Raw genomic sequence first — 13,512 nt, forward strand, 5'->3', positions numbered from 1 at the left:
GCGGGTTCCGGCCGATCGCCTCCCCATGGCCGTCCGCGTCACGCGGGTTCGATCTCGCCGGGCCGCCAGCTCTGGTCGAACCAGCTTTCGAGCGGGCCGTAGAGCCGCAGGACGACGAACCATCCCTTGCCGGGGACCGTCCGGATCCAGTTCGCCTCCCTGCCGGCCGGCGCGGTCGGGCCGAAATGGACGACCGTGTCGCCGCCGTCCTCGGTCCGCACGGCGTCCGAGAGGCCGTTCACGCTCGGGTAGGGGTCGCCGGTGCGCAGCAGCGACCGCGTCTGGGAGTCGTAGACGTCGACGGCCCAGAAGTTCTTCGCCGGGATGTCCTTGGGAAGGGTGAGCGTGTAGCTCTTCCCGCCGTCGAGCCAGGCGCCGGTGGAGTCCTCCGCCGTGTAGGCGTACTGCGATCCGGCCCCGACCGCCGCCGTCGACATCGCCGGCGTGACCACGATCGCCGCATGATGGTAGATGGCGCGAGCGTCCAGCAGGCGCGCACCCTGCGGCGAGAGGAACTCGTGGCTTCCCGAGGGGAACATGTTCTTCCACGAGCTGCCCCGGTAGTAGTAGAAACTCGGGTCGCGCGGTTTGAAGGTCAGCGTCCGCACGAGCCCCGAACCGATCCGCGCGGCCTTGCCGAGGATCGAGCGCATGCGGTCGTCCGGCCGGAAGGGCTCGCCGGGCACGATGCCGATCGAGGCGAGCTGCCCCGCGCGCTCGGGGTCGAGTGCCTCGGGCGGTTCCTCCTGGACGATCTCGTCGACGTCCCGGAAGAACGACAGGTCGTTGGCGGGGACCGTGGTGAAGGCGGAGTCGGCGAAGTTGACGAAGCGCTGCTCGGGCGGGTCGGCCGCGGCCGAGAGCGGGTACATCCGCGTCTTGAGCAGGCTCTCGACACCCCCCAGCACGCGGAACGTCGCCAGGCAGGCGGAGGTCGGCGACCGCGAGACGAAGTAGCCGTCCGGGACGTCGCCGTCGTAGCCGGGCGGCAGGAAGAGGTACCTGCCCCCTTTGCCCTCGTCGGGTCCGGCGATCCCCATGTCGGCGACGTAGCGCTGCCAGAAGTCGCCGACGACGCTCAGCGAGCCCTCCGGCGCCTCGATCACCGTCGGGCCGTCCTGATCGAGCGCCAGGAAGGCCAGGCCGTACGTGGTCTCGGTGTTGGCCGTGAGTATCAGGGGCGCCGAGCTGCACCGCGGGGCCGTGTAGCCGATCGTGTGGGAGTCGGCGCCGAGGCTCCGCAGCCCGCGCCGCATCGCCGCCATCGCGGCGCCGGGCAGGCAGTTGAGGTACACGTCGATCCCGCGCAGCAGGTCGAGCGCGTCATAGCTCCGGGTGACCGTGTCGGGCAGGGGCAGGCCGTCGAAGAAGCCCATCGCGCCGAAGACCGTCTCCAGCCGGTCCGGGACGCCGATCGACGCGAGGGTCTCGGCTGATACGCCCGGGCTGGGCGCGTCGCTCACATGAGGCACCGTGTTCCTCCCAAAGGGGTCCTTCAGAACTGCATTCCAGTGACGAGCCGGCCGGCGACCGGCTCGCCTTCACCCCGCGCGGCCTGTTCTTCCAACGACGACCGTCCGCACCGTGGCGCCTTCGGGTCCCCGCCGCGCCGGGTCAGCCCACCGCCTCGACCTCGCCCGGCCGCCAGGTCCTGTCGAAGAACGGGGGCAGAGGGCTGTAGAGCCGCAGGACCACGAACCATCCCTTGCCCGGCACGGTCTGGATCCAGTTGCCCTCCGGCACGCCGTCGGGGCGGTCGGGACCGAAGTGCACCGTGGTCGTGCCGTCCGCGCCGGCGACCGCCGCCGGGGTCGGATAGTCCTGGCTGCCGGCCCGGGGGAAGCGTTGCGGCGTGGAGAGCATCGAGCGGGTCTGGTTGTCGTAGACGGTGCACGACCAGAAACGGGCGGCGGGAATGCCCGGCGGAAGCACCAGACGGTAGTGCCTGCCCCCGTCGAGGGCCTGGTCCTGCCGGTCCGCGAACGCGAACAGGTACTGCGAGCCGATGCCGGGCAGCGGTGCGGTGAACGCCGGGCTGATGCCCACCCCCAGGTACCACCACCAGGTCCGCAGGTTGAGCATGCGGGCCCCGTCGCTCGTACGGAGCTCGACGCCGCGGTCGGTGATGTCCGGGGGCGGGGTCATGAAGTCGTAGCCGGACGCGAGCAGGCCGTTGATCCACTGGGAGGACGCGCCGTAGAAGTGGGCCCCCTCCTCCGGGCGCGGGCGGCAGGCGAGGGTACGGGCCGTCGCGTTCCCCACCGCGGCCGCTTCGGCGAGGATCTCCCGCATCCGCGGATCCGGCTGGAAGGGGCGGCCCTTGGCGATGCCGATCGCGGCCAGGGCACCGGCGATCTCGGGATCGAGCGCCTCGGCCGGCTGATCGTGCACGAGCTCGCTCGCGAAGTCGAAGTACGTCGCGTCGGCGGGCGGGACCGTGTTCACGGCGAACCCGGTGCCCTCGACGAAGCGCGGCGGGTCGGGCCTGCGGAGCGCGGCGGTCCACGTCTGGGCGGTCCAGGGCGACGGCGGGGCCGTGCCGCCCGTGACGATCTCACCGATGCTGGTTCCGAAGAAGCCGGGGGCGTAGCGGTGGATGCGCAGCCCCTCCTTGATGCGCTCGACCGCCGGCCTCGGGTCGTCGCCCTCCAGGAACGCTCGCCCGCCCAGGAGGAGCCGCGTGGTGCGGGTCGGCTGTGCGAAGAAGCCGCCTTCCGGAAGGGGACCCTCGTAACCGGGCGGCACGAAGAGGTACTTGCCGCCGGCCCCGCGATCCGGCCCGGCCATACCGGGATCAGCGACCCAGCGGAACCACATGTCATTGACGAAACAAAGGGAGAGGGGCGGCACTTCCACGACCAGCGGACCGTCAGTCAGGTCGAGAAACGTTATGAAGTAGACGGTGTCCGCGTTCCCTGTGAGCACGAGCGTCTCGGGATCCATGAACTCCGAGAAGAGCAGGACGTCGTGGTCCCTGATCCCGGCATCGAGGAAACCCCTGCGCGCCGCCCATATATTGACCCCGGAGTATGCGTCGAGGAACGCTCGGACGGCGTGCACATGGTCCAGGTGGTCGTAGACGCGGTCGACGGTCTCCTCGGTGGGCATGCCCAGCGGGAATTCCAGAGCGCCCAGATGCGTCTCCACCCGCTCGGGCGTCGAGAGCGACGCCATGACCTGAGGCGAGATCCGGTCGGCTTGCTGCAAGACATCGCTCCGTTCTCGGGAGAGGTCTCCCCTCGAGCATGAGCCGTACCTGTCGCGAGCCGGCACTAAACGCAGTGCACTGAGTTATTAATCTCTTGTTACTCGGCACACCGCGGGGACGCCGAAACCGAAACTCGAGCCAGTGCTTTCACCGATGAAGAATTGCCGAGCCGCCGGCACAGACGCACCGGCTGAACAGGCGCCTACGGCTTGCGCGCGGTGGTGAGGAAGTCCAGGACGAGGGGGCTGGCGTGGGAGCGGCACTCCTCGAAGTAGGCATGCCGGCCATGGGCGATCAGGTGAAGTCGGGCGCCGGGGATGCGGTCGGCGAGCAGGGGTGCGTTGGCGGTGGGGTTGAGCAGGTCGTCGGTTCCGTGGACGACCAGGGTGGGGGCGCTGATGTCCGGCAGGAGGTCCCAGGCGTCGTGCTGGTTGCTGGCCACGAGGTGGCGGCGCCGGGCATGGGCGGGCATGCGAGGGTCGCCGAGGGTGCGGTACGGGCCGGGATGGGAGGCGAGCCAGCGGGGGGTGTACATCAGCTCCAGCAGGGCCTGCCGTGCGGCTCCAGGCTGAGGTTGCGCCAGGGCGCCACGGACGTCGTTGCCGCGTTCGACGCTGTGCGGGCCGCCGGGTGAGGTGCAGCCGAGAACCAGGGCGCCTACCCGGTGGGGGTGGCGGGCCGCGATCTGCTGGGCCACTCGCCCGCCCATGGACGTGCCGTAGACGTCGGCCCGGTCGATGCCGAGTTCGTCGAGCACCGCGATGACGTCCTCGGCGAACAGTTCGGTGCTGTAGAAGGTGTCGGGCTTGTCGCTGTCGCCGGTGCCGCGGTAGTCGAGCGTGAGGGTGCTGCGAGCGGGATGGAAGTCGGCGCGGACCTCATCCCACCAGTGGTGGTCGTTGGCCTGGCCCGCCAGCAGGACCAGCGGCGCCCCCTGGCCTTCCTGCTGGTAGGCGATGCGGGTTCCGTCCGGTGTCATGGCGTACGTCATCGACTTCCTCGCTCCAGTCCTTCCGGGGCTCGGCCGACGGGTGTGCCACCACTGCCTGTCCCATGCCCCCAAGAGAAGTTAAAGGAAAGGGTTCAGCGTTCACCCATCAGGTGGCCAGGGCCGAGGCGGAACTGGCCGCACTGCTCGGCCACCTCTCGCTCCGTCTGCGGGTCGGGACGTTCCAGGCGGCTGCCCTGCACCTACTGCCATCGGCGCTGACGGCTCTGCGACACCGCCATCCGGACGCCGACGTCTCCGTCATGGACGTGCTGTCCGGACGCGGAGCGGACGAGATCAGCGCAGGGCGCCTCGACGTTGTTCGTCCAGGTGGCCTTTGGGCGGTCCAGGTACCGCATTGGGGTGTGCTCACCTGAGGCGGTGGGCGCGGACCTCTTGGTCGAGTCGCCAGGTGTGTCCGCCGTCGGTGGAGCGTTCGTTGCGCCAGTGGAAGGTGTCGGAGGTGATGTCGGCGAAGGTCCAGCGGACCAGGGCGTTGCCCGCGGCGCGTTCCATGACGATCTCGTCGTCGATCTGGCGGGCGTACATGTGCAGCAGGTCGCCGTGGGCGGTGCCGTGGAAAGTGAAGCGCCACAATTGCAGGCGGGGGTCCCAGATGCGTACGCACAGGCCGCACTCCTGGTCGGGTGCGCGTCCCGTGGCGGGAAGGTCCTGGCGTGGGGGCTACTGCCAGACGTCCAGGACCGCCCGGCCTTCCAGGGCGTAGCCGAACTCCCATTCCCCGTCGACCCGGCGGGCCGGCGAGCCGTCGGCGGGATAGTGGGTGATCCGGGTCCGCCAGTGTCCGGCCAGACGCCCGAATTGCTGCATCTCGGCCGTGTACAGGTCGCTGGGGCCGTCGGCGAGCAGGGTCTTCATGTGAGTGTCTCCACGGTCGTCAGCGGGGTCACGGCGGAGGCGAGGCAGTCGACGATGGGGGCGGCGTAGGTGCCGTCCGGGTCGCGTTCCGGGTCGTGGATGGCGACGTCGAGCCCGACCGCGCGGCCGGTGCGCACCAGGGTCGAGAGGAGTTCGGCGAGCTGGGCGAAGTCCAGGCCGGGACGGCCCGGGGAGTCGACGGCGGGCAGGACGTGTTCGTCGAGCACGTCCAGGTCGAGGTGAAGCCAGACCCGGTCCAGCCCGCGCCGCTCCAGGAAGGTGATGACCCGCTCGCCCAGTTCGGCGATGCCGATGCGCTGGATCTGCCGGGCGGTGAACCGGGTGACCGGGGGCACCGCCCGGTCCTCCCGGTCCCCGATCTGGATCACGTCCTGGTCGGCGACCAGTGGCCGGCCCACCTGCGGCCAGTGGGTGAGCAACAGTTCGCCGCGGCCGGTGGCCAAAGCCAAGTCCATGCCGGCCGCGGCGCCGAGGGCTGTACCGGCGTCGTGGTTACCGGGGTGCCGGAAGTCGCTGTGCCCGTCGAGATGGACCAGGCCGCAGCGCCCGGTGCGGCGTGCGCCCAGCAGGCTTCCCAGCAGGATGCTGCAGTCGCCGCCCAGCACGACCGGGAACCGGGACGCGGCGAGCGCGGCCTGGACCGCGTCGCCCAACCGAAGCGTGTGCTCGCGCAGCGTCACCCCGTTGCGGATGCGGGTCGCCGGCTGGGCCTCGAGCTCATACGGCGGACGAGCGAGTTCCACCACACGGGCCGGCCGCAACCGCGCGCCCAGCCCTGCCGCCAGCAGCGCGCCCGGGGCCCGCCAGGTGCCGGGTTCGCATCCGGGTGCGGGCGGTCGCAGCCCCAGATTCCACGGAGCCGCGATCAGCTCTACGGCAGCGGCCAAGGCCCTCCCCATTCTCCTTCGACGTCATTTCAACCGGATAACATCCTTACACTGGTTGGACAGGCGGAGGCAAGCCGAGGAGAGGCGGTCACAGGTGGTCGCAGTCGTCCGGACGCACACGTTCGAACAGCGGGACCTGATCGGAGGGCACGTCGTCCTCGACCTGGTGAACACGGTCACGGCCCGTAACGCCGAGCCGGTCGACTGGATCGACGGCTACCCGCGGCTCCTTCAATGGGCCGCCCTCACCGGCCGGTTCGCCGCCGCCGACCTCACCGCCCTGCAGCACCTGGCCCAGACCGATCCCGGCACCGCCGCGCAGGTCCTGGATCTCACTCGCGAACTGCGGGAGGCGCTGCACGACCTGATCACGGCGCTGATCCTCCACGACGCTCCAGCCCCCGCGGAGGCGGTCAGCCAGGTGGAGGGTCACTGGAAGCGCGCAGCCGCCGGTGCCCGTCTCACCGTCCATGGGGACACGCCGCGGGTCCAGGTCGGCGTCGAAACCTCCGGACTCGAATACCTCAACCACGAACTGGCCCTGCAAGCGGTCGACCTGTTGCGGGCCCTGCCGCTGGAACGGACGCGCATCTGCCCTGGGCAGCGGTGCGGCTGGGTGTTCATCGACAGTTCCCGCGGCGGCCGCCGCCGCTGGTGCGACATGGCCACCTGCGGGAACGCCGCAAAAGGCCGAACCCATTATCAACGGAAGAAGCAAACCGCGAGACAGCTCGGCGACCGGTAAGCACATCCTCGCCGAACTCCCCCGCAACCGAAACGCTGACGCGGACCGGGGCGGACTGCACGTGAGCATCGGCGGCGCGTCGGAGGTGGACTTACTCCACGACGCCCGAGCGGTCGGCTCGGGCGTCCGGGGGTCGGTGGGTCAGATGCTCGGGTGTTTACCACCCCTCCCAGTGCAGGACCTCGTCGCGCGAAATGCGGGGCGCCGGTTTGAAGTCAGTGCCGATCGTGTACGCGAGCGGGATGAACGCGGCGAGCATGACCTCGTTGTAGGGGACGCCCAGTGTGGCGGCGAGTTCGCGTTCGAGGGGTCCTTGGGCGGTGGTCCACGTGGTGCCGAGGCCGCGGGCGCGGGCGGCGAGCATGAAGCTCCAGGTGGCGGGCAGGATGGATCCCCACGTGCCGGATTGGACGGCCGCCGAGGCGTGATCGGTGCGTCCTTCGATGGCGGGGATGACGAACGCCGGGACGCGGTGGATGTTGTCGGTCAGGTGCCGCAGCCCGTCGAACACGCCCTGGGTGGAGCGCGGCGCATGGTTCATGCGGCGGATGTCGTGTTCGTTCAGTGGGTGACCCTCCGCGGCGGCGAGCGCGCGGCGGAAGATGTCGCCCACCTTGCGGCGCAGACGCGGCTCGGTGACCACGATGAAGTGCCAGCGCTGCCGGTTCCGCCCGGTGGGCGCCTGGGTGGCCAGGTCGACGCACTCCTCGATGAGCCGGCGCGGGACCGGCCGGTCGAGGTCGAGCCGCTTGCGGACGGCGCGGGTGGTGGACAGCAGTTCGTCGGGGGTCAGGTCGAGGGTCATCGCGGTACTCCTCATGCTCGTGCGGAGGTCGGTGCGGTGGTCGCCGGCTCGCCGGCCGCGGGTTCGGCGCGGGCCCGCAGACCCAGGTAGGCGATGAGCGCGCCGAGCAGCGAGAAGGATCCGGCGGTCAGGAACGCCGCGCGGTAACCGTCCAGCGGGGAGGCCGGGACGGCCATCACGGCCGCGAGCACCGCCACGCCGATGCCCGCCCCGATCTGGACGGCGGAGGTGACCAGGCCGGAGGCCAGGCCCTGGCGGTCGTCGGGCAGGCTGGCGACCGCGGCGATGTTGAGGCTGGGGAACGACAGGCCGTTGCCCACGCCGTGCACGATGAGCGCGGGCAGCAGCACGGCCGCGTAGCCGCTGGACCCGCCCGCGCGCAGGAACAGCAGGATCCCGGCGCCCTGGACGAGCAGCCCGAGCGCGGCGGTGCGCCGCAGGCCCCAGCGTCCGATCAGCCGCCCGGCCAGGTTGGCGGTGACGACGATGGCCAGTCCCATCGGGACGATCCCCAGCCCGGTGTCCAGCGCCGAGTATCCCAGCACGCCCTGCAGGTACAGGACGGCCGCGAACTGCCAGCCGATCGTCGCGCACGCCCAGGCCAGCGCCGCCACGTTGGCAGAGGCGAGCCGCCTCGAACGCAGCACCTCCAGCGGCACCAGCGGGTCCCGCCGGCGCCGCTCGATCGCCACGAACGTCCCCAGCAGCACCAGCGCCGCCCCACCGGCGGGCCAGCTCGTCTCGGTGAGTGCGTAGACCAGCAGCAGGACGCCGCCGGTGACGGCGCCGGCGCCCGCCGTGTCGAATCCCGTGCGCGGGGCGTCGGTGCGTCCGGCCGGGATCACCCTGGGGGCGACGGCGAGCACGAGCAGCGCGACGGGCACCGGCAGGAAGAACACCAGCCGCCAGCTCACGTCTGCGAGCAGTCCGGAGGCGATGAGTCCGGCGCTGTAGCCGGTCGCTCCGGCCAGCGCGTACACACCGAGTGCCCGGTTGCGGCGCGGTCCCTCGGCGAAGGTCGTGGTGATGAGCGACAGTGCCGCCGGGGCGGTCAGCGCGGCCGCGACGCCCTTGGCCACGCGGGTGGCGACCAGGAGCCGGCCGTCGGAGGCCAGGCCGCCCGCGAGGCTCGCCGCCGCGAACACCGCCAGCGATGCCAGGAACATCCGGCGCCGTCCGAGCAGGTCGGCCAGCCTCCCTCCGAGCAGCAGGAACCCGCCGTAGGCGACCGCGTAACCGGACATCAGCCATTGCAGCGTGCTCTCGGGGAGCGCGAGGTCGGCGCCGATGGCGGGCAGCGCCACGCCCATCAGCGACAGGTCCATCGAGTCCAGGAACACCGCCGCGCACAGCAGGATCAGGGCCGCCGTCGCCCGGCGGTCGGAACGCATCACCGGCACATCACTCCATCTTTGAGCAGACGATCTGCAACAGGACGGAACCGTATGACGACAAATAATCTGCTGTCAAACAATTGCTGGCTAGATGGTTCTGGTAGCCTCGGGAGCGTCGACAGTGCAGGAGCCCCATGCCTTCCAAGACCGCCCGGCCGTCGTACTTCCCGACGCTGGCGACCGAACGCCCGGACATCGCGATGTGCCGCGCCTCGGCGTACCTCGCCCGCGCCGCCGACGCCCACGCCGCCCGGCACGGCCTCGGCGTCGGCCAGCACCTGGTGCTGAAGATGCTCGACACCGTCGGCCCCTGCTCCCAGCAGGTGCTCAGCGAGGAACTGCGGATCGACCGCAGCGTCATGGTGAACGTGTGCGACGACCTGGAGCAGTCCGGGTTCGTCCGCCGCGAGCGCAACCCCGACGACCGCCGCTCTTACGCCGTCACCATCACCGACGAGGGCCGCGAACGCCTCGCCAGGGCGGAGAGCACCGTCTCCTCCTACCTGGAGGAGACCTTCGCCCCTCTCACCACCAGCGAACGCGCCCAGCTCACCGCCCTGGTCAGCAAGCTCATGCAGCTCTGACTTCAGCAGCGCCCGAACTCGCGGCGGCCGTCCCCAACCGGACGGCCGCACCGCGCACCCTGCGACGGGCCTACCCAGTGCGGCGGGCTGCCCAGGCGGTGCGCTCGGTGCGTGCCGTCAGGTCGTCGCGGCGCAGGATGCTGTGCGGGCTGCTGGTGTCGAGGAGCTGGTCGAGTGCGGTGAGGTCCTCGGGTGAGAGCGTGCCGGCGGTGACGCTGCGGATGCGTTGCAGGACGCCGAGGGCGTAGAGGCCGATCGCCTCGCTGTGCGAGCCTTCGATGTTCACGGCGATGGTGCGTTCGCCCTCGACGGTGAAGCCGGCGGCGGTCAGCATCGGGCCCCAGTCGGCGCCGCGGTGGGGCATGTGTTGGACTTGGAGACGGTCGGCAGCGGCGTGGACGCGTTCTTCCAGGCCGGGCCGGTCCTCGGGAGCGTTTGCGGCCAGGAAGCGGGGGTGACCGGCCAGTTCGACGACGGCGAACAGGCCACCGGGCGCGAGCGCGTCGTGGACGTTGCGCAGTGCGCGGCCGGGGTCTGCCATGTGGTGCATCGAGGCCGACGCCCAAACCAGGTCCGGTGAGCCGAGGTCGGGCCAGACGTCCTCATCGAGGTCGGCCTGCGCGGTGCGCACGCGATCCTGGACGCCGCGGGCGCGCGCCTTGGTGCGCAGGCGCTCAAGGTGTTCGGCGGACGCGTCGATGGCGGTGACGTGCGCGTCGGGGAAGCGGTCGAGGAGGGCGAAGGTGCCCGCGCCGGTGCCGCAGCCCAGGTCCACGACGTGGTCGGGGCTGGTAGGCAGCGGCAGCCATGCGGTGATGGAGGCGGTGTGTTCGGCGAGGATCTCGGCGTCCAGGTCGAGGATCTCGGCCTGGTCGACGGTTCCGTGGTCGTGGCGGTGACCGTGGGCGTGGTGGCCATGCGGAGCGCCTTGATGGGTGGTGGGCGTGTGCGGTCGGTTCATTCTCTTCACACTAAGACGGCTATGCGTCCATGGCACAGAACCTTGCCGTTTGCGCAAGGCGGTGGCCGGAGGTGCTGCCCGAGGCGCAAGAGGTCACCGCTGCGCCGACCGTTGCGCGTGCACCGTCATTCGGGAGCGCCCTGAGCGTCGCCGCCGGCGCCGTCGCGCTGGTGGCCGCGGCGTGCGTCGCGGTCGAACATGCCCAGGATCTCGCAAGGGCCTGAGTCGGCTCCAATGGCGTGCGGCATCATCGTGGGGAACTCGGCCGCCTGGTTGGCCTCGAGGCGGATGCGGCTGTGGCCGAGCATGAGGATCGCCGTGCCGGACAGGACGACGAGCCATTCGTGCCCCGGGTGGGCGCGCATGCGCGCCGGGTTCTCGGGAGGCGGTTCGGTCAGGCGCTGGCGCACCACGCTCATCCCGGGGCTGGCCTTGATGGTCCAGCGCATCTGGTTGTGGACGGTGTCGATCGTCGGGCTGGTGACCACGTCGTCGGTGGCGGTCTCCACCAGCTGATCCAGCGTGGTGTCCAGGGCGCGGGCGAGCGTGACGAGCTGGTCCAATGCGAGGCGGCGCTGCCCGTTCTCGATGCGGCTCAGTGATGACTGGCTGAGGTGGGCGCGGCCGGCCAGCTCCTCCAGGGACCAGCCCTGCGCCACCCGCAGGGCGCGGATGCGTTTGCGTACGAGGCTGTCCAGATCCCGATCTCCTTGCGTCATAAGCAACATCGTATGCCTTGAATGCAAGCCCGGCTTAGCGTCGTGCGCAGAGCCCGGCGTGGCCGGGAGCGGGTGCGCCAGTACCCCGCACGTCCGTTTCGAGAGGAATCCATGAGCACGAACCAGCCCGCAAAGGCCGCGCAGGCCGGCGGCGGAGGTGTTCCCGACGCGCGTCGGCTGCGCACGATCCTGATCGCCGTGTCCATCGCCCTGATGGCGGTCATCGCCTCGGTGACCGGCCTGAACGTCGCGCAGACCCGCATGGCCGTGGAGTTCGGCGCTTCCCAGAGCACGATCCTGTGGATCATCAACATCTACACCCTCGCCCTGGCCGCGCTGCTGCTGCCGCTCGGCGCCTTGGGCGACCGCCTGGGCCGCAGACCCATGCTCCTCGCCGGCCTCGGCGTCTTCGGCACCGCCACCGTTGCCGCGGGCCTGGCCCCGACGGCGGAGGTGATGATCGCCGCGCGCGTGGCCGGCGGTGTCGGTGCCGCAATGATCATGCCGGTCACGCTCGCCGTCATCACCTCCACCTTCCCCGAAGGGCAGCGCGGCAAGGCGATCGGCGTGTGGACGGGTGTCGCCGGAGGCGGCGGCATCCTGGGCATGTTCCTGGCCGCGCTCCTGGTCGACGTCGCCGACTGGCGCTGGCTGTTCGCCCTGCCGGTGGTCCTGGTCCTCGCGGCCGTGGCCATGACGCTGGCATCGGTTCCGAACTCCCGCGACACTTCCGCCCACCGATTCGACACGGTCGGCGCATCGGTCTCGGCGGTCGCCGTGGTCGGTCTCATCTTCGTCCTGCAGGAAGGCCCCGAGCGCGGCTGGACGGCCCCCGCGACGCTGACCGGCCTCGCCGCCGGCCTCGTCGCCGCCATCGGCTTCGTGGCCTGGGAGCTGCACCGCCGCGACGCCTCGCTGCTGGACGTGCGGCTGTTCCGGGAGCGGGGCCTGGCCGGCGGCTCGATCACGCTGCTGGTGGTCTTCGGCGTCCAAGCAGGCATCGGCGTGGTCCTCTTCCCGTTCTTCCAGGCCGTACTCGGCTGGTCGGGCCTGCTGTCCACGGTCGCGATGATGCCGATGGCCATCATGATGATGACGACCTCCGGCCTGGCCCCCAAGCTCGCCGCACGTATCGGGGCCCGCTCGACCATGGCCGCGGGAGTCGCGCTGGCCGGCGTCGGCATGGCGCTCATGGCCCTGCTCGTCTCCGTCGGCGGCGGCTACCCGTCCATCCTGCCCGGCATGCTCGCCATGGGCCTCGGCATGGGCCTGTCGATGACCCCGTCCACAGAGGCCATCACCGCCTCCCTGCCGCGCGAGAAGCAGGGCGTCGCCTCCGCCCTCAACGACGTCACCCGCGAATTCGGCACCGCACTCGGCGTCGCCCTGCTCGGCGCCCTCGTGTCCGCCGGCTACCGCAACGCCATCGACGGCAGGCTGCACGGCATCCCCGAAGGCGCCGCGGACACCGCCCGGCAAGGCGTCGCCAACGCCGTCGAGGTGGCGAGCAGCACCGGCCCGCACGCACAGGACCTGCTCCACGCGGCCCAGCAGTCGTTCGTCGACGGCTGGCAGCAGGCCATGTGGGCGGGCTCCGCCATCATGGGCGTCCTGCTGGTCTCCATCTCCCTCCGCGGTCCCAGGAGCACGCCTTCCGCTGTCGCGGACGAGGCAGAACCCGCCGAGTCCGGCGCCGCACGCTGACCGCGAGGTCGGCGGCGGTGGTCTGGGCTTTCAGTCCAGCAGAGCGCGCAGCGCCACGTCGCCGATCTGCCGCAGTTCGTCGTGGCTGCGGCCGGCCGCCGCCTGGACGGCGATGCCGTCGGAGATCGTGTGGACGAGTGCGGCCAGGGTGGTCGGTTCGTAGCGGGAGGGCAGGTCGGCGGCCTGCTCCAGTCGCCTGCGCAGCGCCGCCTCACCGGCTTTGCGTACCGCGATGGCGTCCCGGCGGACGGCGTGAGCGTCGGGTCCGCAGGCGTGCACGCTGTTGACGCACAGGCAGCCGTGCGGCGTGGTCCGGCCCGCGGTCAGGTCCACGGCTCCGTGGATCAGCCGCTCGATGACCTCCCGGCCGGTGGGCGCGGCCAGCGCGTCGGCGGTGTAGGCGCCGGGGCCGTCGAGGTAGCGGGCCAGGACCTTGGCGAACAGCTCCTCCTTGTTGCCGAAGGCGGCATAGAGGCTGGGCTTGTTGATGCCCATCGCGGTGGTCAGGTCGGTCAGCGAGGTGCCCTCGTAGCCGTGCCGCCAGAACACCTCCAGCGCGCGGTCGAGCGCGGCGTCCGTGTCGAACGAGCGTGGGCGTCCGCCGGGCATGCCGTCCT

General features: G+C 71.1%; 15 protein-coding genes. 4 read left to right on the top strand and 11 right to left on the bottom strand.

What is annotated here, in order from left to right:
• Nucleotides 1-38: 38 nt before the first annotated feature.
• The 3 genes from J4557_RS09760 to J4557_RS09770 form a co-directional block, all read right to left on the bottom strand.
• Entirely contained in the window at nt 39-1,463 is a 1,425-nt protein-coding gene (locus tag J4557_RS09760) for a DUF1254 domain-containing protein (protein WP_208266119.1), read from the bottom strand.
• A 151-nt stretch (nt 1,464-1,614) separates the two neighbouring features.
• On the bottom strand, nt 1,615-3,207 hold the full coding sequence (locus tag J4557_RS09765) for a DUF1254 domain-containing protein (protein WP_208266120.1): 1,593 nt from the start codon (nt 3,205-3,207) through the stop codon (nt 1,615-1,617).
• 203 nt (nt 3,208-3,410) lie between these two features.
• Entirely contained in the window at nt 3,411-4,199 is a 789-nt protein-coding gene (locus J4557_RS09770) for an alpha/beta fold hydrolase (protein WP_208266121.1), read from the bottom strand.
• A gap of 62 nt (nt 4,200-4,261) precedes the next feature.
• On the opposite strand from J4557_RS09770, the gene J4557_RS52160 reads away from it, so the two are divergent.
• Entirely contained in the window at nt 4,262-4,573 is a 312-nt protein-coding gene (locus tag J4557_RS52160) for a LysR substrate-binding domain-containing protein (RefSeq protein ID WP_372442456.1), read from the top strand.
• Here the strand turns inward: J4557_RS52160 and J4557_RS09780 are convergent.
• The 3 genes from J4557_RS09780 to J4557_RS09790 all read right to left on the bottom strand — a co-directional run bounded on the left by J4557_RS09780 (nt 4,566) and on the right by J4557_RS09790 (nt 5,983).
• Complete coding sequence (locus J4557_RS09780) at nt 4,566-4,793, bottom strand: hypothetical protein (protein ID WP_208266124.1); 228 nt, start codon at nt 4,791-4,793, stop codon at nt 4,566-4,568. The two genes, J4557_RS52160 and J4557_RS09780, sit on opposite strands and share 8 nt — an antisense overlap.
• A gap of 87 nt (nt 4,794-4,880) precedes the next feature.
• A complete protein-coding gene (locus tag J4557_RS09785; RefSeq protein ID WP_208266126.1) occupies nt 4,881-5,075 on the bottom strand; it encodes a hypothetical protein in 195 nt (64 codons plus the stop codon).
• On the bottom strand, nt 5,072-5,983 hold the full coding sequence (locus J4557_RS09790) for an arginase family protein (RefSeq protein WP_243775491.1): 912 nt from the start codon (nt 5,981-5,983) through the stop codon (nt 5,072-5,074). Before J4557_RS09790 ends, J4557_RS09785 begins: the two co-directional genes overlap by 4 nt.
• A gap of 94 nt (nt 5,984-6,077) precedes the next feature.
• Between J4557_RS09790 and J4557_RS09795 the strand changes: the two genes are divergently transcribed.
• Nucleotides 6,078-6,728, top strand: a complete 651-nt coding sequence (locus J4557_RS09795) for a CGNR zinc finger domain-containing protein (protein WP_208266127.1) — start codon at nt 6,078-6,080, stop codon at nt 6,726-6,728.
• Nucleotides 6,729-6,885: 157 nt separating this feature from the next.
• Here the strand turns inward: J4557_RS09795 and J4557_RS09800 are convergent, their stop codons facing one another.
• Nucleotides 6,886-7,533 (bottom strand): nitroreductase family protein, encoded by a 648-nt coding sequence (locus J4557_RS09800; protein WP_208266129.1) that lies wholly within the window; start codon nt 7,531-7,533, stop codon nt 6,886-6,888.
• Nucleotides 7,534-7,544: 11 nt separating this feature from the next.
• Nucleotides 7,545-8,924, bottom strand: a complete 1,380-nt coding sequence (locus tag J4557_RS09805) for an MFS transporter (RefSeq protein WP_208266131.1) — start codon at nt 8,922-8,924, stop codon at nt 7,545-7,547.
• Nucleotides 8,925-9,061: 137 nt separating this feature from the next.
• Between J4557_RS09805 and J4557_RS09810 the strand changes: the two genes are divergently transcribed.
• Nucleotides 9,062-9,511, top strand: coding sequence for a MarR family winged helix-turn-helix transcriptional regulator (locus J4557_RS09810; RefSeq protein ID WP_208266133.1), 450 nt, complete (start codon nt 9,062-9,064; stop codon nt 9,509-9,511).
• Between the two features lie 70 nt (nt 9,512-9,581).
• Here the strand turns inward: J4557_RS09810 and J4557_RS09815 are convergent, their stop codons facing one another.
• Nucleotides 9,582-10,472: a class I SAM-dependent methyltransferase gene (locus J4557_RS09815; RefSeq protein WP_208266135.1), complete on the bottom strand. Its 891-nt coding sequence runs from the start codon at nt 10,470-10,472 to the stop codon at nt 9,582-9,584.
• 125 nt (nt 10,473-10,597) lie between these two features.
• Nucleotides 10,598-11,191, bottom strand: a complete 594-nt coding sequence (locus tag J4557_RS09820) for a helix-turn-helix domain-containing protein (protein WP_208266136.1) — start codon at nt 11,189-11,191, stop codon at nt 10,598-10,600.
• A 111-nt stretch (nt 11,192-11,302) separates the two neighbouring features.
• Here J4557_RS09820 and J4557_RS09825 point away from each other — a divergent pair, with 111 nt between their 5' ends.
• Nucleotides 11,303-12,895, top strand: a complete 1,593-nt coding sequence (locus tag J4557_RS09825; protein ID WP_208266138.1) for an MFS transporter — start codon at nt 11,303-11,305, stop codon at nt 12,893-12,895.
• A gap of 30 nt (nt 12,896-12,925) precedes the next feature.
• Here J4557_RS09825 and J4557_RS09830 read toward each other — a convergent pair whose 3' ends face one another.
• A complete protein-coding gene (locus tag J4557_RS09830) occupies nt 12,926-13,504 on the bottom strand; it encodes a TetR/AcrR family transcriptional regulator (RefSeq protein WP_208266139.1) in 579 nt (192 codons plus the stop codon).
• Nucleotides 13,505-13,512 lie beyond the last annotated feature (8 nt).

The sequence above is a fragment of the Actinomadura nitritigenes genome, from assembly GCF_017573545.1.
Lineage (GTDB): Bacteria > Actinomycetota > Actinomycetes > Streptosporangiales > Streptosporangiaceae > Spirillospora > Spirillospora nitritigenes.

Coding starts and splice junctions, on each gene's coding strand:
- J4557_RS09770 (WP_208266121.1), bottom strand. CDS start 4,199: ATGACGTACGCCATGACACCGGACGGAACCCGCATCGCCTACCAGCAG.
- J4557_RS52160 (WP_372442456.1), top strand. CDS start 4,262: ATGCCCCCAAGAGAAGTTAAAGGAAAGGGTTCAGCGTTCACCCATCAG.
- J4557_RS09785 (WP_208266126.1), bottom strand. CDS start 5,075: ATGAAGACCCTGCTCGCCGACGGCCCCAGCGACCTGTACACGGCCGAG.
- J4557_RS09800 (WP_208266129.1), bottom strand. CDS start 7,533: ATGACCCTCGACCTGACCCCCGACGAACTGCTGTCCACCACCCGCGCC.
- J4557_RS09805 (WP_208266131.1), bottom strand. CDS start 8,924: ATGCGTTCCGACCGCCGGGCGACGGCGGCCCTGATCCTGCTGTGCGCG.
- J4557_RS09810 (WP_208266133.1), top strand. CDS start 9,062: ATGCCTTCCAAGACCGCCCGGCCGTCGTACTTCCCGACGCTGGCGACC.
- J4557_RS09815 (WP_208266135.1), bottom strand. CDS start 10,472: ATGAACCGACCGCACACGCCCACCACCCATCAAGGCGCTCCGCATGGC.
- J4557_RS09820 (WP_208266136.1), bottom strand. CDS start 11,191: ATGACGCAAGGAGATCGGGATCTGGACAGCCTCGTACGCAAACGCATC.
- J4557_RS09825 (WP_208266138.1), top strand. CDS start 11,303: ATGAGCACGAACCAGCCCGCAAAGGCCGCGCAGGCCGGCGGCGGAGGT.
- J4557_RS09830 (WP_208266139.1), bottom strand. CDS start 13,504: ATGCCCGGCGGACGCCCACGCTCGTTCGACACGGACGCCGCGCTCGAC.